At 73.7% G+C, this 20,232-nt stretch carries 13 protein-coding genes and 1 pseudogene; 8 read left to right on the top strand and 6 right to left on the bottom strand.

From position 1 onward, the window contains the following. The first annotated feature begins 218 nt into the window (after nucleotides 1–218). Both argJ and ABD250_RS15215 read left to right on the top strand, forming a co-directional pair. On the top strand, nucleotides 219–1,430 hold the full coding sequence (gene argJ / locus ABD250_RS15220; protein WP_344393111.1) for a bifunctional glutamate N-acetyltransferase/amino-acid acetyltransferase ArgJ: 1,212 nt from the start codon (nucleotides 219–221) through the stop codon (nucleotides 1,428–1,430). Beyond that, complete coding sequence (locus ABD250_RS15215; protein ID WP_344393108.1) at nucleotides 1,427–1,888, top strand: nuclear transport factor 2 family protein; 462 nt, start codon at nucleotides 1,427–1,429, stop codon at nucleotides 1,886–1,888. Before argJ ends, ABD250_RS15215 begins: the two co-directional genes overlap by 4 nt. A gap of 34 nt (nucleotides 1,889–1,922) precedes the next feature. Here the strand turns inward: ABD250_RS15215 and ABD250_RS15210 are convergent, their stop codons facing one another. The 3 genes from ABD250_RS15210 to ABD250_RS15200 form a co-directional block, all read right to left on the bottom strand. Then, complete coding sequence (locus ABD250_RS15210) at nucleotides 1,923–2,930, bottom strand: alpha/beta hydrolase (RefSeq protein ID WP_344393106.1); 1,008 nt, start codon at nucleotides 2,928–2,930, stop codon at nucleotides 1,923–1,925. An 80-nt stretch (nucleotides 2,931–3,010) separates the two neighbouring features. Next, entirely contained in the window at nucleotides 3,011–4,891 is a 1,881-nt protein-coding gene (locus ABD250_RS15205) for a long-chain-acyl-CoA synthetase (protein ID WP_344393104.1), read from the bottom strand. Then, nucleotides 4,888–5,514, bottom strand: a complete 627-nt coding sequence (locus tag ABD250_RS15200) for a TetR/AcrR family transcriptional regulator (RefSeq protein WP_182616332.1) — start codon at nucleotides 5,512–5,514, stop codon at nucleotides 4,888–4,890. The genes ABD250_RS15205 and ABD250_RS15200 overlap by 4 nt, the downstream gene beginning before the upstream one ends. Before the next feature lie 154 nt (nucleotides 5,515–5,668). On the opposite strand from ABD250_RS15200, the gene ABD250_RS15195 reads away from it, so the two are divergent. Continuing rightward, entirely contained in the window at nucleotides 5,669–5,857 is a 189-nt protein-coding gene (locus ABD250_RS15195) for a DUF2613 domain-containing protein (RefSeq protein WP_304816525.1), read from the top strand. Nucleotides 5,858–5,879: 22 nt separating this feature from the next. Next, nucleotides 5,880–9,299: pseudogene (locus ABD250_RS15190) on the top strand (alpha-(1->3)-arabinofuranosyltransferase domain-containing protein); the annotation flags it as partial. A gap of 1,007 nt (nucleotides 9,300–10,306) precedes the next feature. Here the strand turns inward: ABD250_RS15190 and ABD250_RS15185 are convergent. Then, on the bottom strand, nucleotides 10,307–11,548 hold the full coding sequence (locus ABD250_RS15185) for an acyltransferase family protein (RefSeq protein WP_182658126.1): 1,242 nt from the start codon (nucleotides 11,546–11,548) through the stop codon (nucleotides 10,307–10,309). 103 nt (nucleotides 11,549–11,651) lie between these two features. On the opposite strand from ABD250_RS15185, the gene pgfA reads away from it, so the two are divergent. Continuing rightward, entirely contained in the window at nucleotides 11,652–13,028 is a 1,377-nt protein-coding gene (pgfA, locus tag ABD250_RS15180; RefSeq protein ID WP_344393098.1) for a cell envelope lipid trafficking protein PgfA, read from the top strand. Between the two features lie 180 nt (nucleotides 13,029–13,208). Here pgfA and ABD250_RS15175 read toward each other — a convergent pair whose 3' ends face one another. Continuing rightward, nucleotides 13,209–14,435 carry a polysaccharide biosynthesis protein gene (locus tag ABD250_RS15175; RefSeq protein ID WP_344393093.1) on the bottom strand — a complete coding sequence of 409 codons (1,227 nt, stop codon included), beginning with the start codon at nucleotides 14,433–14,435 and terminating at the stop codon, nucleotides 13,209–13,211. A 63-nt stretch (nucleotides 14,436–14,498) separates the two neighbouring features. On the opposite strand from ABD250_RS15175, the gene ABD250_RS15170 reads away from it, so the two are divergent. Further along, complete coding sequence (locus ABD250_RS15170; protein WP_344393089.1) at nucleotides 14,499–16,388, top strand: MmpA family trehalose lipid delivery protein; 1,890 nt, start codon at nucleotides 14,499–14,501, stop codon at nucleotides 16,386–16,388. Here the strand turns inward: ABD250_RS15170 and ABD250_RS15165 are convergent. Next, entirely contained in the window at nucleotides 16,333–17,622 is a 1,290-nt protein-coding gene (locus tag ABD250_RS15165; protein ID WP_344393087.1) for a glycosyltransferase family 4 protein, read from the bottom strand. The two genes, ABD250_RS15170 and ABD250_RS15165, sit on opposite strands and share 56 nt — an antisense overlap. Nucleotides 17,623–17,678: 56 nt before the next feature. Here ABD250_RS15165 and ABD250_RS15160 point away from each other — a divergent pair, with 56 nt between their 5' ends. Both ABD250_RS15160 and ABD250_RS15155 read left to right on the top strand, forming a co-directional pair. After that, nucleotides 17,679–18,536 (top strand): class I SAM-dependent methyltransferase, encoded by an 858-nt coding sequence (locus ABD250_RS15160; protein ID WP_259848290.1) that lies wholly within the window; start codon nucleotides 17,679–17,681, stop codon nucleotides 18,534–18,536. A 152-nt stretch (nucleotides 18,537–18,688) separates the two neighbouring features. Then, nucleotides 18,689–20,161, top strand: a complete 1,473-nt coding sequence (locus tag ABD250_RS15155; RefSeq protein ID WP_182659185.1) for an aldehyde dehydrogenase family protein — start codon at nucleotides 18,689–18,691, stop codon at nucleotides 20,159–20,161. The last annotated feature ends 71 nt before the right edge of the window (nucleotides 20,162–20,232 follow it).

Below are 20,232 nucleotides of genomic sequence, written 5' to 3'. Positions count from 1 at the left end.
CCGTGACCGCAAGCTCTTTCCGGGAAGGGGCCTATCGGCGGAATTGACGCGCAAGAAAGCGTTCATATTTGCTGCGTAACGATCCGTCGGCATTTCTCACGTAATTCAACTCACATTACGGAGGTCGACCGCGGCGGGGGCGCCGCGCGCGGGTCCGTCGAGCGGCGGGATGGGGCGTCGCGATGTGCCGGGCGATCCCGTGGGAGACAATGGGCGGCATGACACCGCACGCCGCTGACGCGCCCGCATCGATCCCCCTGCCCGCGGGCTTCCGGGCCCACGCGGGGTCGGCGGGCCTGCGGGAGCGCGGGGACGACGTCTTCGTCGTCGTCAACGACGGCCCGCAGGTGGCGTCCGCCGCGGTATTCACCCGCTCTCTCTTCGCCGGGCCCTCTGTGGTGCTCAGCCGGGAGAACGCTGCCGGCGGCCGGGCACGGGGCGTCGTGGTGGTGGCCAAGAACGCCAACGTCGCCACCGGCGAACAGGGCATGGCGGACGCACGCGAGGTCCTCGAGCGGGCGGCCGGAGCCGTGGGGGTCGCGCCGGAAGAGCTGCTCATCGCCTCGACCGGCGTGATCGGCCGGCGGTACCCCATGCCGATCCTGCGTTCCCATCTCGACGGGTTGGCCGGTGCCGACTTCGACGCCGACGCTGTCGCCCTGGCCAGCGCGATGATGACGACGGACACCCACCCCAAGACAGCGCAGGTGGAGGTGACGACGACGACGGGCGCGCCCGCCCGGGTGGTGGGCATCGCCAAGGGGGTCGGGATGATCGAACCCGACATGGCCACGATGATCGCCGTGATCTTCACCGACGCCGCCGTGGAGCCCGGTGTGCTGGACACCGTGTTCAGAGGTGCGGTGGACGACACGTTCAACTGCCTGTCCGTCGACACCGACACCTCGACCTCCGACACCGCGATCGCGCTGGCGAGCGGCGCGGCCGGGCCGGTGGACGCGGCGGAGCTGCGGCGGGCCCTCGAGGCCGTGTGTCTGGACCTGACCCGTCAGCTGGCCCGCGACGGGGAGGGGGCCACCACGTTGCTCACCGTCGAGGTCACCGGGGCCCGCGACCGCGACCAGGCCAAGCGCGTGGCCAAGTCGATCCTCAACTCCCCACTGGTCAAGACCGCCGTCCACGGGGCGGACCCCAACTGGGGTCGGGTGGCCATGGCGATCGGCAAGTGCCACGACGACACGGACATCGACCCGGAGCGGGTGCGCATCGTCTTCGGCGACCTCGAGACCTACCCCGCCTTCCCCGGTGAGGCCGAACTCGAGCGGCTCACCGAGATCATGCGGGCCGAGGAGGTCACGATCTCGGTCGACCTGGGGGTCGAGTCAGGCGCCGCCGACGGTGCCTGCACGGTCTACGGGTGCGACCTCTCGCGCGAGTACATCTCGATCAACGCCGACTACACGACGTGAGCGCGGCGGAGGACCTCGAGGCGATACGCGCGGTCTTCGCCCGCCGGCTGTATGTCATGGACACCAAACAGTGGGACGCCTACGGGCCGTGCCACACCGAGGACGTGGTCAGCGAGTCCTGGGCGGCCGGCGGCGGGGCGCCCGAGGTGCGCGGTCGCGAGGCCCTCACCGCCGCGATCCGCGCGACCCTCGACGGCCGCGTCACGGTGACGAGCGTGCACCACGGGCACACCCCGGTGCTGGAGCTGACGGGCCCGGACCCGGCCACCGGCGACCCCACGGCCACCGGCATCTGGGCGATGGAGGACCGGTTGTGGTGGTCGGTCGACGGCCGTGACCACTGGCTCCACGGCTGGGGTCACTACCACGAGCGGTACCGCAGGGTGGACGGCCGGTGGTTGATCGCCCACCGGCGGCTCGAGCGGATCCGGGTGGACACCGGCCACACCGATTCCTGAGGGGCCGGGTCCACCCGTCGGTGGATCTGGGCCGTCAGCGGGCGGGGCCCGGGGGTCGGCGGGCCATCGCGAGCACGGTGTCGCGGGTGTCGTGCCACACCCGGCCGGTGATGTCGCCCCACGGGTCGTGGCCACCGGGCACCAGCGAGACACGGGCGGGGTCGCCCACCCGGCGGGCGGCCCGTACGTAGGCCTCGGACTGCTCGGGCGACACCACCTCGTCGTCGCGGCCGTGGACGCACACCACCGGGACCCCGGTGGGCAGGTGCGTCACGGGCGAGGCGTCCCGGTAGCGCTGACGGCGCGTGTCGGGGCGGCCACCGAGCAGTCCGGCGACGTACTTGTCCCCGGACTCCTCGGCACGGAGCAGGTCCGCGACCCCGGCGAGGGACACACAGCCCGAGACGGGGACGGCGGGTCGCGACCCGGGCAGAGAGGACGGCAGGCGTGCCCGCCCGGCGACCCACAGCGCCAGGTGCCCGCCGGCGGAGTGCCCGGCGACCACCACCCGGCGCAGGTCCAACCGGTCGCCCACCTGCGCGGAGACCTCCACCAGGTGGTCCACGGCCCGGCACACGTCCGCGACCGTGGTGGGCCAGCCCCCTCCGGAGCCGACCCGGCGGTACTCGATGTTCCACACCGCCACGTCGAAGGAGGCCAGGTCGCGGGCCTGGTTCTCCATGTAGGCCAGGCCCAGAGAGTCCTTCCACCCGCCGCCGTGGATCAACACCACCACCGGCAGGGCCGGGTTGGCCGACTCGGGCAGGTAGAGGTCACCGAAGGTCTGACCGTCCGTGTCACCGGGCTCGCCGTAGTGCAGGCGGCGCGGTTCGGTGACCGGGACCGCACCCTCGGGCGCGACGTAGGGACGGGGAGCCACGGAGTCGGGGCTCGGGCCCGACGTCGCCACGTCCTCGCCGCCCGCCCCGAGGGCCGAGGTCAGCGCCCATCCCGCCGCCCCTCCCGCGCCCAGCGACAGGCCGATCAAGAGGGAACGGCGGGAGAGCTCGGTCCCGCCGCGGCGCGCCCGTCGTTCGGACACACGGCGACTGTGCGCACGGCGACTGGGCATGCGGGGACTGGGCATGCGGCGGCGGGACCTCCTACGTTGTGCCCCCGGCCTCAGGCCTTGCCGGCGACGACGTCGTTCTCCGCCCCATCGTAGAAGGGGACGTATCCGTTGTCGGACGACAGGACGTAGAGCGGGTCGTCGAACTGGGAGGTGTCGAACGCCTGCTCGCGCAGCTCGGTCTTGCGGCTCTTGTAGGTGGACGTCACCTCGAGCTCCTTGGAGAGCCGGATGAACAGCGGAACCGCGTACGACGGCAACGACCTGCGCAGGTGCTCCGCGAGCGCGGCGCCGTCGAAGTCGGACTTGTCGTGCAGCCGCACGGCGGCCATGCCCGCCTTGCCGTCGGCGCCCGGCACCGGCACGCCGTAGACCACGGCCTGGTCGACCTCGTGGCGAGCGCTGACGGCCGCCTCCACCTCGGTGGTCGCCACGTTCTCGCCCTTCCAGCGGAAGGTGTCGCCCAGCCGGTCGACGAACGAGGCGTGCTTGAGGCCCTGGTCCAGCATCAGGTCGCCCGAGACGAACCAGGCGTCGCCGTCGGTGAAGGCGTCGCGGATGACCTTCTTCTCCGTGGCCTCCTTGTCCGTGTAGCCGTCGAAGGGCTGCGTGTCGGAGATGCCGCTGATCAGCAGGCCTGTCCCGCCCTTGCCCACCTTGGTGAGCCGGCCGTCCGCGCCGCGGCGGGGCTCCCCGGTGTCCGGGTCGTAGTCCACGATCGCGAAGTCCATCGGGCAGTAGCCGGTGGTCTTGGGGATGTTGAAGGCGTTGACGAATGCGATGTTGCACTCGCTGGCCGCGTAGAATTCACAGATCCGGTCGATGCCGAACCGCTGTTGGAACTCCTCCCAGATCTCGGGGCGCAACCCGTTGCCCGTCATCACCCGGATGGAATGGTCCCGGTCGCCCGGACCGGGTTCCTGGTTGAGCAGGTAGCGGCAGATCTCGCCGATGTAGATGGCGGCGGTGGCCCCGGCCGCGCGGGCCTGGTCCCAGAACTTCGACGCGGAGAAGTGCTCCTCGACGGCCAGGCACGCGCCGGCGGCGAGCACGCAGCCCAGGCCGACCGTGAGCGCGTTGTTGTGGTACATCGGCAGCGGACACAGCAGGACGTCGTCCTTCTTGAGCCGCACACCCGACAGGCCGAAACCGGCGAGCGCGCGGTTCCAGCGGTAGTGGGACATGGTCGAGGCCTTGGGCAGGCCCGTGGTGCCGGAGGTGAACACGTAGTACGCGGTCTCGTTGCCCAGCGTCTCGTCCGCCTCGGGCGGGTTGGTGGCTCCGGCGTCCGCGCCCAGCTTCTCCAGCTCGTCCTCGAGCCAGGTCAGATCGGAGAGCTCGTCCGGGCGATGGCCGGCCGTGAAATCGCGGAACGGGAGGTCGACCTCGGATCCCACGGCGATCAACTCACCGAGCCACTTCTCGCGGGGGATGGACCCGGCGGCCTCGGCGCACTCCGCCCCGATGAGGACGACCTTCGACTCGATGATCTTCTGCGAGTGCTCGAGGACCTCCCCGCGCTGGTGATGGTTGAGCAGGCCCACCGAGGCGCCCACCTTGACCGCGCCCAGGATGGCGAGCATGACCTCGGGCCGGTTGACCATGCAGATGCCGACGGTGTCGCCGCGCTCGACCCCACGGGCCTTGAGCACCTCGGCGACGAGGTTGGCGCGCCGGTTCGCCTCCCCGTAGGTGATCTCGGATCCCAGGAAGCGCAGGAACGGGGCGTCCGGCTGACCGGCCGCCAGTTCCTGGAACCTCCTGCCGATGGAGATCTTGTCGGTCCCGCGGGAGGTGCGGACGATCCGGAGACCACGCAGGACGGTCGGCAGATCGGAGACGAGAGAGGGCAGGCCTCCCGCCAGGTCGAACGGGCTGAGGGTCCTGGCGCCCTGGGACGTGCGGCGGGTGGTGTCTTCGGTCGTGTCGGTCACGGCTTCTCCTCTTTCGGGGTGGTGAGTGACTTGGCGGGATCTCCGGCGAGGCCGCGCCACGCGAGTTCGACGACCACTCCTGCGGCCACCGATTTGGGTATGGACCGGTGAGCGACGCGGTCGGCGACGGCCTCCCCGGCCCCGACGAGCGCGGTGGCGACCACCTCGAGCACCTCGCGGCTGCGCCCGTCCACCGAGTTCTGCGCCAGCAGATCGGTGGTCAGGTCCACCAGGACGGAGCGGGTCTTCTCGACCTCGTCGCCGAACGCGGGTTCGGCGACGGCCTGGCGGTACACGACGTTCCACGAGTCGGCGTGGTTGTCCACGTAGTCGAGGAACGCCTCCACGACGCTCTCCAGACTGTGACGCGCACCGGTCCCACTGGTCGCCGCGGAGGTGAGGTGGTCGATGAGTCGCCCGGACTCACGGGTCACGCACGCGGAGAACAGTTCCTCCTTGGAGCCGTAGTAGAGATACAGCATCGGCTTGGAGATCCTGGCGTCCTTGGCGATGGTGTCCATCGACGCCGATCGGTAGCCGAGGTCGGAGAACACGCGGATGGCCGAGTCGAGCATCTGCTGTTCGCGGATCGCGCGTGGGATCCGTTTGGTTCCCGTCGTCACAGGACTCCTTCCGGCGGGACGTGGTGTCGTGTCCCACACCAACTTACCGGCCAGTAAGTAGTTGTGGGCGACACTACGCACGATCCACCGGGTACCGGGTGATACTCTGTCGACGTCGGCGTGCCCCGGGGCACCGCCGGGACACCCCATTCTCGTGACCCGCAGGGAGAACTCGATGAGCTTCGGTACCGGAGCGCTCGCCAGCGCAGTCGGCGGAATCGTCCTCGGCGGCATCGTCGCCTTCGGAGCCAGCTCCGCGATGGCCGAGAACTCCATCCCGGAGGTCGCGCAGCCGCCCGCCGACCAGGCCCTCCTCGGCCAGGTCGAGTACGGCGCCCGCTAGTCCCTCCCCCGCGCCGGCCGAGGTGACCCGCGGGATCCGTCTCGGTGCAGGCGCACGCGACGCGGTCGTCGCGTTCCTCGGTTTCCTCCTCCTCGCCTGCCTGCAGTCCCCGGGTCTGGTCGTCCCGGACACCAAGTACGACCTCGTCGTCGACCCCGGACGCTTTCTCGTCCAGGCCACCCACCTGTGGACCGGACTGTCGTTCGGCGGCCAGGTCCAGAACCAGGCGTACGGGTACCTCTTCCCCCAGGGGCCGTTCTTCGCGCTGTTCGACCTGGTGGGGATGCCCGCCTGGCTGACCCAACGTCTGTGGTGGGCGGTTCTGCTGACGCTCGCCTACGTGGGGGTGGTCCGGGTCGCGGCCGCCCTGCGGATCGGCACCCCCCAGACCAGGGCCGTGGCCGGGATCCTCTACGCGCTCGCCCCGCGGATGCTCGGTGACCTCGGGTCGATCTCCTCCGAGATCTGGCCGGTCGCGCTGGCACCGTGGGTGCTGCTCCCGGTGGTGCGGGTGTTGCAGGGGCGGATGTCCCCGCGCCGGGGTGGGGCGGGTGCCGCGCTGGCCCTGGCGTTGATGGGCGCGGTCAACGCGGTCGCCACCGCCATCGCGTGCCTGCCCGCGATCCTGTGGTGGCTCATGCACCGCCCCGGACGCACGTGGGCGCGGTTGGCCGCGTGGTGGCTGCCCCTCTCGGTGGCGGTGTGCCTGTGGTGGGCTGTTCCGTTGGTGCTCCTGGGCCGGGTCTCGCCTCCGTTCCTGGACCACATCGAGTCCGCCGAGGTCACCACGCGGTGGTCGTCGGCGACGGAGGTGCTGCGCGGGGCCGCGACCTGGGTACCGTTCGTGTCGACGGACCGGGTGGCCGGAGCCGCGCTCACCAGCGAACCGGTGTTCGTCCTGGCCACCGGCGTGATGGCGGCGGTCGGTGTGCTGGGGCTGCTCCACCGGGCGATGCCCGCCCGGGGCCGACTCCTGGTGATCGCCGCCGTCGGGCTGGTGGCGATGGCGGCGCCGTGGGTCGGCCCGGCCGGCGGTGGACTGGCCGAGACGCTGCGCGCGTTCCTCGACGGCGCCGGCGCGCCGCTGCGCAACGTCCACAAGTTCGAGCCCCTGGTGCGCCTGCCGTTGGTGCTGGGCACCGCTCATCTGCTGGCGCTGCTGCTCTCCGGCCTGCGCGGGGGGCCGGGACCCGGGGGTTCGGATCGCGGAGGAGGGGGCGCACCGGCCGCCGGCGGCTGGACCGCGGTCGCCCATCCCGAGCGCAACCGCCCTGTCGCCGTGGCCATGGTCGTGGTGCTCGCGGGCACGGTGGCGGTGGCCCCGGCGTTGCCGGGCCGGCTCGCGCCCGTGGGAGCCCACGCCGCGATCCCCGACCACTGGACCGACGCCGCCGACTGGCTCTCGGAGAACGCGCCGGTCGCCCGGCCGGGGGCCGCGGATGTCGGGGGCGGGGACCTCGACCCCGCCGCGACCACGCGCGCTCTGGTGGTGCCGGGGTCGTCCTTCGGCCGTCAGGTCTGGGGCGTCACCCGCGACGAACCCCTGCAACCACTGGCCACCACCCCGTGGGCCGTCCGGGACTCGGTGCCCCTACAACCCGCGCCGGCGATCCGCGCGCTCGACGCCGTCCAACGCCGCCTCGCCGACGGCAACCCCGCCCCGGGGACGGCGGCCACGCTCGCCTCGCTCGGGATCGGCTTCCTCGTGGTGCGCAACGATCTCACCGCAGACTCCGGTGCGCCCCGGCCGGTCCTGGTCCACCAGGCGCTCGACGGTTCCCCGGGGCTGGTCAAGGTCGCGGAGTTCGGGGATCCGGTCGGGGGCACGGACGTCGACGACGAGGTGGTCGTGGTCCCCGACTCGGGCCTCCGCCCCGCCTATCCGGCCATCGAGATCTACCGGGTCGACTCCCGACTGGGTTCGGACGCCACATCCCCGGGTCCGCCCCGGTCGGCCACGGCCCCGTACACGGTGGAGGTACGCGACCTGCCGGTGGTGGCCGGCGGCCCGGAGTCGCTGTCCCGGCTCGACGACCTGCTGGCCGTGCAGGACACGGTCGGGTCCCCGGCCCGGGTGACCAGACTGCTCGAGGTCGACGCCGAGGCGGCGGGCGTGGACCCCGCCTCCGATCCCTTCCCCAGGCCGCGACCGGTCAATTCCACCGCCCCTGTCCTCACGGACTCCCCGACGGACCGGGAGACCGACTTCGGCCGCCTCGACCACCATTCGTCGGCGGTCCGGGCCGAGGGCGACCCCCGACGCAGCCGCGGCGCGGTCCCGGACTACGCGGCCACCGTCTCCGACACCGAGCCGCCACTGGCGCAGGCCCGGTGGTGGGACGCGCGGGTGCGGGCCTCGTCCTCGGCATCGGACTCCGCCCAGACCGGCCCGGTCCGACCCGCGCGGTCGGTGGCGGCGGCGGTGGACGGTGACCCGGACACCGCCTGGCGTTCCGGGGGCTACGGTTCGGCCTTCGGCCAGTGGATCGAGGTCGAGCTCCCCGAGCCCGTCGACCGGGGCCTGCTCCGGATCACCGTTCCGGTCCCGGACGCGGGGCCGGAGGTGAGCAGCCTGCAGATCCGGACGGACTCCGGCACCACCACCGCGTATCCCACCGGCGGCGGAGAGCTGGTCGTGGCGCTGCCCCCGGGCCCCACCGAGACGGTGAGGGTCACGGCGACGGGCTTCGCCGACGGGGGCCGTGGCACCTACTTCGAGGTGTCGGACCTCGCCCTGAGCTCGGCCGGCGAGGACATCCCGCTGCTGCGGGTGGTGGCGCTGCCGGACCGGCCCCCCGGCTCCGGGGCGCCGTCCGGCTGGCTCCTGCGGCAGGAACTGGGCGGCCGATCGGACTGCGTCCACGGCGGGAGCCCGGTCGAGGGTCTGGCGGGAGCCGAGGAGGAGACCGGCGCGGTGCGGTGCGCCCCGGAGCTCGCGATCGAGGCCGAGGAACCGGCGCGCTTCGCCCGCCTGCTCGACGTGCCGACCGACACCGCGGTGCTGCCGCAGCTCCTCGTGCGCCCGCGGGCCGGCGCGGCGTTGGACGACGTGCTCCGCGGTGACCCCGCCACGCGCGCGCGACAGGTCCGGGCCGTGGGGGAGTCCCTGGTGACCGACCCCGCCGGCGGCCCGTCCGCGGCCGTCGACGGTGACCGGTCGACCAGCTGGTACGCCCCCGACGTCCCCTCGCCGACCCTGGAACTGCGACTGCCCGGCCGCCACCTGGTCGGCTCGATCAGGGTGTGGGCACCGCGGTCGGCCGCCCCGGCCGCCCCCCGGGTCATCACCGTGGACAGCGGCGTCCAGACCACGCGCGTCGACCTCGACGCCGTCGCGCCGGAGGAGGACGGGTCCGTCGTCGTCCCACTGCCCGCCGACCACACCGACCGGGTGACGGTCCGGATCGACGCCACGCACGACGTGCGGACCCCGGGAGGGACGCAGGTGCCCACGGGGATCGCCGAGGTGTGGGTGCAGGACGCCACCGGTGCCCGGATCGGCGCCCTGCCGGCGGCCAACGACGAGCCGGTGACCCTGTCCTGCCAGGACGGCCCCCGGGTGTTCATCGGGGAGCGAGCGGTCCCCACCCGCCTGACCACGACGCGGCGGGAGCTGCTCGACGGCCGAGCGATTCCCGTCGAACTGTGCGACGACGACCCGGTCGCGATGGCCGCCGGGCCGGTCGAGGTCTCGGTGGACCCCGGGGACGCGTTCTCGGTGGACACGGTGGGCCTCGTCGTCGTCGTCGACGGTGGTGTCGACGGCGGTGACGGTGCCGGCCGCTCCGGCACGGGTCGCGCCGAGGCCACCTCCCGCACACCGGTCCTGGGCGGGGGGTTGCAGGCGACCCGCGCCGTCACGACGGTCCGGTGGGACGCCTCGCGCCGTGAGCTGCACGTGCCCGCCGCGCCGCGGGAGCGAGTCCTGGTGGTGCCCGAGTCGGTGAGCCCCGCGTGGCAGGCGCGGCTGGTCGCCGACGACGGCAGCGGGGTGCCCGACGCCCGCCCGGTGACGGTGGACGGCTGGAAACAGGGCTGGGTCCTGCCCGCAGCGGGTACCGGGGCGACCCTCGTGTTGACCGTCCCGCTCGACGGGCCGTACCGGGCGGCGTTGCTGACCGGGCCGTTCGTGCTGGCGCTCGTCCTGATCCTCTTCCTGCTCCGGGGTCGCGACCGTGCGGGCGCCCGCGCCGAGGTGCGCCGTGCGGGCGGAGTCGTCACCGCGACAGCGACGGCGGCCGTCGCCTACGCGCTGGCGGGCCCGGTCGGGCTGGGTCTGGCGGCGGTGCTGGGCGGCGGTGCGCTGGTGGCCAGTCGCCACCTGGGCGCGGGCCGGGCGCGGGAGCTGCTGGTCATCGGGTCGGGGGTGGGGATCGTCGCGGGCGCCGCGCTGCTGTCCCGCGCGCCCTGGCCGGACCCGCTGGGGTACGCCGGCGACGGCTGGGGCCCTCAGGTCGCGACGGTGGCCGGGCTCGTCTGCGCCGGGTTGGCCGCGGCCTGGCCGTCGGTACTCGGCGTGCCGCGGGGAGTGCGCCGGGGGGCGAACCATCGCCCCGACGGCTCCTCCACGAGCGCGTAGCTGGCCGCCGCGAGCACGATCGAGACCACCACGGTGATCAGCCAGATCTCGAGCATGTGGCCGGAGAACATGGGAACGAACGCGATCTGGAACGCGAAGTGCAGGACCAGCACGTGCCACAGGAACACGCCGTAGGACCACCGGCCCAGCATGCCGATCACAGCGGAGTCCAGCACCGCGAACCGCTGTCCCCGGGGAGCCAGCGTGACCGGGGCCAGCAGGCAGAACGCCACCACCGCACCCAGCGCGGTCCGGGCCGCGAACTCCGGCCCGGAGGGATGCACGAACCCCTCGGTGAACCAGTGCGGGTGGGTGCTCGCCGCGAACGCCGCCGCGACCACGGTCCACCAGCCCCACCGCGCGTGGCGGTGCCGGGCCAACGCGGCCATGCGTCCGGGCGGGGCGGCGGCCAGCTCGGCGAGGATCATCCCCGCCGCGAACCATGAGGCGAACGCCGGGGGCAGGATCTGGTCGTTGACCCGCTCGGGCAGTCCGAGGTCGTACCAGGGGATCAGAGCCCACGCCAGGCTCAGCACCCCCACGGCCGCGATCACGGGGATGCGCCATCGCGCCGCGCGACCCCGGAGCCCGGCGAGAGCCCACCACAGTAGGGGCAGGACGAGATAGAAGGACATCTCCACGGACAGAGACCACGCGTGGGTCAGACCCTCGACCAGGGAGTCGGGGACGTACACCTGCATCAGGGTCAGGTTGGCAGTCCAGGTCGAGGCGGAACTGCGGGCGTTCTGGGGGATGAGGAAGAACACCGCGGCCACCAGGACGAGGTAGGCCGGCATGATCCGGACGAGGCGGGAACGCAGGTAGGTCCCCGCGGACCGCGCGGTGCCGGGTCCGCCCCGACGGGCGTGGAGGGCGTGGGCCCGCCACAGCAGGAACCCGGACAGGGCGAAGAAGACCGCCACGGACAGGTCGAACCGGCCCCAGACCCGGTTGATCGCCGACCCTGTGGAGGACCCGGTCTGGAACGCGACGTGAGTGGTGAGGACCGCGAGCGCGGCGACCGCGCGGAAGCCCTCCAGCGCCGGGACGAAGCCTGTGGCGGACGGGAGAGTTCCGACTTGTCGGTCGGGGGTGGCGAATGCGTTCTTCATCACTGTTAATCTTCTCCTGATGATGGTCCGGTCCGGCGACCGACCCGGGGAGCTACCCGGCGGTAACCGGCGGATCCAGGGTGCGACTCCAGGAGGACAACCGATGGCACGACAGAGTAGTTCCGCGGGACGGAGGTCGTCAGTGCCCGCGCTGGTCCTCGTCGGGCTCGGCGCGTTCCTCATCACTATCGCACTGGCGCTCGTCTTCTTCGTCGTGCCGGCGCAGAAGAAGACTCCGCTGGACATCAACACCACCACCGTCACCGAGACCACGCAGGGCGCGGTCCTGGTGGGTGCGGCCCTGGCCGGCAACTCGCCGACCGAGCTCAACTCCACCCGGCCGGAGTGCAGCGAAGGTGACGCGGCCGGAGACGAGGACACCGACGCCCCCGGGGACGGTGCCGCGGGCGACGACGAGGTCGTCGAGACCCAGGACGGTGCCGAGGCGGACGACGCCGACGTGCAGTTCCCGGTGACCTGCTTCATCGACAACGACATCCCGCTCTACTCGCAGCGTCGTGTCCAGGCGGTCGAGCCGTCGGACGCCGAGGTGATCACGTTCCAGGCCGCGCAGTCGCTGCTCCGCGAGGACAAGACCGGGTCGGACGGGGTCGAGGGCCTGGTCAACGCCTCGATCGACCGCGTCACCGTGGACCGCGTGTCCGCGGAGCCGATCGACGAGGCCGTGAGCACTCTGCAGTTGGTCGCGACCGGGGCCGAGGACTCCGCCCCCACCGGGTTCGTCCGCAACGGCCTGCAGTACAAGTTCCCGTTCGACACCGAGCAGCGGGACTACGACTACTTCGACGCCAGCACCTTCACCACCAACCCGATCTCCTTCGTCGGTGAGACCACCGTCGGCGGCATCGACGCGTACGAGTTCCGCCAGGAGCTCGGCCCGATCGACATGTGGTCCTCGATCCGCGACCACTTCGCCTCGATCACCGACGGGTACGACCCCGCCGTGGAGGCCGTGCTGGCCAGCTACCGGCGCGAGGGCATGACCGCGGGCCAGTGGGGCCTCGAGGGTGACCCGGAGCGCGAGGTCGACATGCGTCGCTACTACACCAACACCCGCACGGTGTACGTCAACCCGGAGACCGGCCAGGTGATCAACGGCAACGAGAACATCTACCAGTTCTTCGCCGAGGACCAGGACGAGGCCGAGGCCTTCTTCAACGACGCGGCGGGCATGGAGGAGGAGAAGGCCGAGCCCACCCGGACGGCCGTCCGATTCGAGTCCGGCTGGAACGAGGAGACCAAGGAGATCACGCAGTCCGCCGCCCAGGAGACCGCCGACACGCTCAACACGTTCGGTCGCATCCTGCCGGCCGTGCTCGGTGTGCTGGGCGTGCTGGCGCTGCTCGGTGGCATCCTCCTGGGTGCCCGCAGCGGTGCCGGGGGACGCACCACCCGGGGCACGCGCGACACCCGCGGTGTGCGCGGGGACGGTGGCGCCGGGCCGGCGACGCGCGCCTGACCTCCCGCTGACCCGGGTCCGGGTCCCGCTCCTCCGGCGGGCGCACCTCCCGCATCGTCAAGAGCGTTCCGCACACATCGCCCGAGAGGCGGGTGTGCGGAACGCTCTTCTCGTTGGCTGGCCTTGACCAAACCGGGCGGATCAGGCCGGGCGGACCTCAGGCCGGGCGGAGGCGACTGCTCAGGCCGGGCGGACCCGGAACGCCCTCCAGCCGGCGACGACGGTGGTGAGCACGACGACCACGAGCGTCGCCCCCAGGACCGACCCCAGATCCCGGGGCGCCGCCCACACGGCCGCCGCGGTGAGCGCCAAGCCGCACCACGCGATCCCCGCCTCCACGGTCCGGTTGGCGGCGATGGTGGCCAGGAGGAACGCCTGCAGGACACTCAGGGTCACGCCCAGGCCGGCGAAGGCCCACAGCACCCCGGTGACCGGCCGGTACGCCTCGCCCACCACGGCCGGCACGAGCGGGGCCGCCAGCGCGGCGGCCAGCACCACCACCGAGCCGATCCCCAGCAGCACGCCCACGGCCGAGCGGACGGCGCCGCGGTGCCCGGCGGGGTCGGCCATCCTCGGGTAGAGCACGGTGCCGACCGCCTGGGGCAGCCAGAACGCGGCCTTGGCGGCCACGGCGCCGAGTGCGTAGCGGCCCGCGTCCTCGGGCGACAGCAGTGCGCGAGCGAGGAGCAGGTCGACCGAGGTCAGGGCCATCATCACCAGCTGGACCTGGCCGGCCGCCAGCACTGCTGCCACACCGGGCGACGCCAGGGTGATCCCGCCGGCCGGGGGACGGGACCGCCTCGTCGTCGTCGCCCGGCACACCCACGCGGCCACCGCCCAGGCCGCGGCCACGCCGACCGCCCCCGCCGCGAGCGCCGTCCCGACCCCGCCGCCGGCGGCCAGCACCGCGACCGCCGGGACGACCTTGCCCGCACCCGCCAGGGCGAGCACCATCCCGAGCGCACGGAACCGCTCGGCGCCCTGCAGCAGCCCCTGCTCGGTGGCCAACAGGCACAGCACCGGGCCCGGTGACAGGGCGGCGGCGGTGGCGAGCACCGGGGTGTCGAGCAGCAGTGACACCGGGACCACGGCGAGCGCGGCGATGAGCGCCACGAGCAGCGCGACCCGCGCGCCGAGGGAACGCAGCGCCTCGTGCGGGGCCCCGCGGACGTGTTCCCGCGCCACCACGGCCTGGAGCGCCAGCGACGGCACCGCGACCAACAACTGCGCGGACAGCAGAGCGGCGAACGCGCCGTACCCCTCGGGCCCGAGCCACCGGGACGCCGGCAGGTGCAGCAGGTAGGCGGCGATGTTGGCCAGCAGGGACCCGAGCGTCACCGCCCCGGCGCCGGTCAGGAATCGCCTGGTGGCGGAGCCGGGTGCCGCCGCGCGCGCCTGAGGGTCCACACCGGTGATCGTAGGGCGTCGCCCGCGGCCTCGGCGCGTCGGTCGTCGTGGTGGAATGTGCGCATGTCAGCCACCTCGATCGGTCCGCGTCGCGGGCTAGCCGTCCCGGGCCCGGGTGTGGCGGTCGCGGTGGACGCCGCGGTCGGGGCGGTGGTGACGGTGCTGCTGCTGGCCGGACTGGCCCGTCCGGGGTTCCCGTTGCTCCGGGACTGGGTGGCCACGCCCACGCCCCCGCTGTCGGACGCCGCGCTCGGGCTCGGCGAGTCGGCCGCGCGCGCGGTGCCGCAGGACGTGGCGGTGGTGTGGGCGACCCGCGCCCTGGACGCGGTCGGACTGCCGGTGTGGCCGCTGACGGGGCTGCTCACGGCTGTGATCTGCGTGTGGCTCGCGGTGGCGGCGGGCGCCCTGGTCCGGCAGGTGGTGCGGCGTGTCACCGGGCCGGGTGCCGACACCCCCGGGTGGGCGGGCCACCTGCTGAGGGCGCCCGCCGTCGTGGTGGCGGTGTGGAACCCGCTGGTGGTGGAGCGGCTCCTGCAGGGCCACTGGTCGCTGTTGGCCGGGGTGGCGGCGGTGGTGACGATGCCGGTGCTGCTGGCCCGGCCCGGCCCCCGCGTCGCGGCGGCGTGCGCGGCGCTGGTCGCGGCGGGGCTCACCCCGACGGGCTGGGTGCTGGCGGTGGTGGCCGCGGCGGTGTCGCTGGGCTGCGCGGGGTCCGGCCCGGGCGTCGGGGCGGGGCCCGGGGGCGGACGGGACCTCGAGCGGGGACGACGCCTCCGGGCGGCGACCGCGCTCGCGGCGGTGGCCGTGGTGACCGCCCTGCCCTGGCTGGTGGCCACCCTGCTCGCCGGCGGAGCCGCGGGAGGTGGCGTGGCAGGTGGCGGAGCCGCGACCGGCGGGGACACCGGGGTGGCCGCGTTCGCCGCCCGCGCCGAGACCGGCATCGGGACCCTCGGTTCGGTGGTGGCGCTGGGCGGGATCTGGAACTCGGCGGCCGTCCCGCCCTCGCGCGCGGGCTGGTGGGCGGCCGCGGCGCTGGCGCTGCTGCTGGCGGTGTGGGTGCTGGCGGCGCGCGGGCTGTGGCGGGCCCGCCGCGACCCGGCGGTCCGCGCCACCGTCCCGCTCGCGCTGGTGACGTGGCTGCTCGTGGCACTGGCCGCGACGGGTCCGGGGGTGGCGGCGCTGGACGCGCTGGTGGGGGCGGTGCCGGCGGCCGGCCTGCTGCGGGATACCCAGAAGTTCGTCGCGCTCGCCCTGCCGGCTACCGTGCTCGCCTGGGGCTTCGCCTCCCGGGCGCTGGCCCCGCGGCTGCGACCCGCCGGGGCCGCGTTGGTGGTCACGGCCGTGGCCGTGTCCGCCGTCCCGGACGCGCCGCGCGTCCTGTGGGACTCGCTGCGCCCGGTCACGTACGGCGACGGGTGGGCGACGGTGGCGGGGATCGTCGACGGCCGTCCCGGCGACCTGTTGGTCCTGCCGGCCGGCTCCTTCCGCTCGACGCCGCTGTGGGCCGGCGGCTCCGCCGTCCTCGATCCCGCCCCCCGCATGCTCGACACCCGGGTCCTGGTCCCCGGCGATCTGGTGGTGGGCAGCGCGGGCACGGTGGCCGGCGAGGGCGACCGTGCCCGCGAGGCCACCGAGGCGCTCCTGCGCGGGGACGACCCCCGGGAGCTGACCGACCTGGGCGTGCGGTGGGTGCTCGACGAGCGCACCTCCGCCGGCCCCCGCGGAGCCTCCGACCGGACCCTGGCGGCGACGACGACGAGGTTCGCCGACGCCGAACTGGTCCTCTACGAGCTGGGTGGGCCGGACGGGCGGGAGCTCGCCGCCGGGCCCGTCTCCCCGCCCCCGGCACCCGCGGAATCCCGGGCGGCGGTCCTGGCCGCGCACGCCGCGTGGCTGCTCACCGGCGTGGTGGCGACGGCGCTGGCCTGGGTGGGCCGCCGATCACGCCGCTGACCCGGCGCCCCTCGGTGACGGCGGTGAGGACCTCGGCCATCGCGGCCCCGGTCGCGGGCCACGACAGCCCGGCGGCCTTGCGACGGGCGGCCTCGCCCATCCGGTCGCGCAGACCGGCATCGGCCAGCAGACGCTCGGTCGCCGCCGTCATGGCCGCGACGTCGTCCACGAGCAGGCCGGTCTCGCCGTCGTCGATCGAGTCCCGCAGTCCGGCCGCGTGGTGGTAGCCGATGGTGGGGACGCCGTGCTGCGCCGCCTCGGAGACGGCGAGCCCCCAGCCCTCCTTGCGTGAGGGCATGAGGTGGAGCGACGCCGCGGCGAGGATCCGGTGCTTGGTGGCCTCGTCGACGTGCCCGTGGAACACGACCGCGCCCGCGGGGTGGCGGGTGCCGGCGCCGTCCAGCCCTCGGTCCAGGCCCCCGTCCAGTCCCCCGTCCAGGCCCCGGTCGCCCGCGTACTCGCGGAGCCGGTCGGACCACCACCCGCTGCCGATCACGTCCAGTACCAGCCCGGGGTGGGTGCCGCGGAGCGCCGCGAGCACGTCCAGGGCGTCCTCGACGTGCTTGTGCGGCACCAGCCGGGACAGCACCACCAGGTGCGGGCCCTCGGCGCGGGTCCCGGGCGCGCCCGGTCGGACCCCGGAGGGCAGCGGGTCCAGGCCGTTGCGGACCACCGCGATGCGGGCCGGGTCCACACCCAGGTCGGCGAGCTCGTCCGCCGACGGCAGCGACACGGTGACGTACTGGCTGCCCGAGTGCACGCGCGGCGAGAGCCACGACTCGATCCACCAACCGATCCTCGCGACCAGCCACCCGGCGACGGGCCACTGTTCGCGGTGGATGTGGTGGACCAGCACCACGACGGGCGCGGTGGTCGCTAGCCGGGCGAAGAAGGGGACGCCGTTCTGGGTGTCGACGACGACGTCGGGCTTCCGCAGCGCGCCGAGGGGCCCCAGCCCGAGGCGCCCGAGCAGCATCGCGCCCAGGGCGCGCGGGTAGACGGTGAAGCGGCCGCCGCCCCGGCTGACCGTGACCCCGGGCCCGGTGCCGCCGGCTGTCCCGACCCCCGCCCGTCTCACCTCCGAGCGGGGCGCGCCGCGGGACCGGGAGGTCCGGTAGATGACGGTGTGTCCCGCGGCCGCCAGTCCGTCCGCGACGTTCTCCAGGTACCGCTCACTGCCGCCGCCCTGCGGATGGGTGCTGTCTCGCCAGCACAGCAGCAGGATTCGAGCCACGGCGCACACTGTACTCAGCGCGGGTCGGGCGGAGGCCCGCCGGTATCGTCTCCGCTGTGACCCCACCTGCAGATCACCGGTCGAGCGCACTGCGTTCGGTGGCCCGCCGCGCCACCCTCGGGCGCTCGCTCGGGCTCCTGCGCTCGTTCCCCCTGGAGCAGTCCGACCCGGACGCCTTCTACTCCGGGCTGGCACGGGACACCGTCGAGCTGGTGGCGGACCTGTGGGCGGAGTCCGGGGACCGGCCCGGGGACCCGTCGGGGGGCGGAGCGGGTGACGCCGCGTCGTCGACGGATACCGGGCACCCGGCAGGCGCCCGGCTCCCGGGGCTCACGGTGCTCGACGTGGGAGGAGGGCCCGGTTACTTCTCGGAGGCCTACGCCGCGGAGGGCGCCCGGTACGTCTCCGTGGAGCCCGACGTGGGGGAGATGTCCGCTGCCGGGCTGGACCAGTCGGGCTCGGTCCGGGGCAGCGGGATGTCGCTGCCCATCCGGTCGGATTCGGTGGACGTGTGCATCTCCTCCAACGTGGCCGAGCACGTGCCCGAGCCCTGGACGATGGCCGAGGAGATGCTCCGGGTGACGCGACCCGGTGGCCTCGTCGTGGTCTCCTACACCCTCTGGTACGGCCCGTTCGGCGGTCACGAGATGGGGATGACCCACTACCTCGGCGGGGAGCGCGCCCGGCGGATGTACGAACGCCGACACGGGCACCCGCCGAAGAACGTCTACGGCGAGTCGTTGTTCGAGGTGGGATGCGCGGAGGGCCTCGAGTGGGCGCGGGGGACGGCGTCGGGCGAACTGCTGGCCGCCTTCCCCCGGTACCACCCGCGGTGGGCGTGGTGGCTGGTGCGCGTGCCGCTGGTCCGCGAGGTCCTCGTGTCGAACCTCGTGGTGGTGCTGCGGGCCCGGTGAGCGTCGCGGGCGGCGTGCGCCGGGCACCGGGCGGCGTGCGCCGGGCACCGGGCGGCGTGCGGCGGGCGGCGTGGGCGAGGGCCGCCCGGGGAGTCGGACACTCGTCTACGATCGTGGAACACGTTCTTGTTTTCTACCTCTCGGAGGTCCCCGTGGTCGTCGTCCATGACAAGCTCTTCTCCGGCACTCGCTGGACAGACCCCCTCTCCACCGGGGTTCTCGAGGTGACCTCCCCGGCCACGAACGCCGTCGTCGGGCGCGTGGCCGAGACCACCACGGAGGACGTCGACGAGATGGTCAGCCAGGCCCGGGACTCCTTCGAGTCGGGCGTGTGGCGGCTCACCCCGCCCGCCGAGCGCGGCGCGCTGATCGGCCGGGTCGCCGACATGCTCGAGGAACGCCAGGGCGAGGTCTGCCAGATCCTCTCCGACGAGATGGGCACCCCTCCCGGGACCGCCGCGATGATCCAGGTGACACCCACGCTCGGCGTGCTGCGGTACTACGCGAAGCTGGCCGCGGACTTCCCGTGGTCCGAGGTCCGGCACGGCGACTACGGGGCGTCCGTGGTGACCCGTCAGCCCGTCGGTGTGGTGGCCGCCGTCACCGCGTGGAACGTCCCGCTCTACCTCAACTCCGCCAAGCTCGGCCCGGCCCTGCTCTCGGGCAGCTCGGTGGTCCTCAAGCCGTCGTCCGCGACCCCGCTGTCCGCGCTGTGGCTGGCGGACCTGTTCCGCGAGGCCGGACTGCCCGAGGGTGTGCTGTCCGTGGTGACCGGCCCGAGCTCGGTGGGCGACCACCTGGTCTCGCACCCGGAGGTCGACAAGATCTCGTTCACCGGTTCCACGGGGGTCGGCAAGCACATCGCCGGGATCGCCGCGCAGAACCTCACCCGCTGCTCGCTCGAGCTCGGCGGCAAGAGCGCGGCGATCATCCTCGAGGACGCCGACATCGCCGCCAACGCCGGGACCATGGTGTTCTCCGCCCTGATGAACTCCGGCCAGGCGTGCGTGTCCCAGAACCGCATCCTCGCCCCGCGGTCGCGCTACGACGAGGTCGTGGAGGCCCTGGTCGAGAACGTCAAGGCCATGCCGGTCGGCGACCCGTCCGCCGAGGGCACCGCGTTCGGCCCGCTGGCCAACCACAAGCAGAAGGACAGCGTCGAGGGGTACATCCGCAAGGGTGTCGAGGAGGGCGCGATCATCGCCTACGGCGGCGGGAAGGTCGAGGGACTGCCCGCCGGCGTCGCCGAGGGTGCCTTCGTCCAGCCGACCGTGTTCACCGACGTCGACAACTCCATGACCATCGCCCAGGAGGAGATCTTCGGGCCCGTGCTCCAGGTCATCGCGTACGACACCGTCGACGAGGCCGTGCGGATCGCCAACGACTCCGAGTTCGGTCTGGCCGGAGCCGTGTACTCGGCCGACCCGGACGCCGCGCTCGCCGTGGCGCAGCGGGTGCGCACCGGCACCATGGGCATCAACTGGTACGCCTTCGACCCGAGCGCGCCGTTCGGCGGCTTCAAGAACTCCGGCCTCGGCCGCGAGAACGGACCCGAGGGGCTGGACGCCTACTGCGAGCTGCAGAGCGTGCTCATGCCGTTCGGATGGGAAGCGCCCGCGGGGTGAGCCCCGTCTGAGCGTGGTGGGGATCGCCCGGCCGGGCGGCCCCCACCACCCGGCACGACAGCGGCGCCGGA

The sequence above is a fragment of the Dietzia cercidiphylli genome (assembly GCF_039531545.1).
In the GTDB taxonomy this organism is placed as follows: Bacteria; Actinomycetota; Actinomycetes; order Mycobacteriales; family Mycobacteriaceae; genus Dietzia; species Dietzia natronolimnaea.
The sequence above is the reverse complement of the archived record's forward strand: the minus strand, read 5'-3'. Positions and strand labels throughout refer to the sequence as shown.

Coding starts and splice junctions, on each gene's coding strand:
- argJ (WP_344393111.1), top strand. CDS start 219: ATGACACCGCACGCCGCTGACGCGCCCGCATCGATCCCCCTGCCCGCG.
- ABD250_RS15185 (WP_182658126.1), bottom strand. CDS start 11,548: ATGAAGAACGCATTCGCCACCCCCGACCGACAAGTCGGAACTCTCCCG.
- pgfA (WP_344393098.1), top strand. CDS start 11,652: ATGGCACGACAGAGTAGTTCCGCGGGACGGAGGTCGTCAGTGCCCGCG.
- ABD250_RS15170 (WP_344393089.1), top strand. CDS start 14,499: ATGTCAGCCACCTCGATCGGTCCGCGTCGCGGGCTAGCCGTCCCGGGC.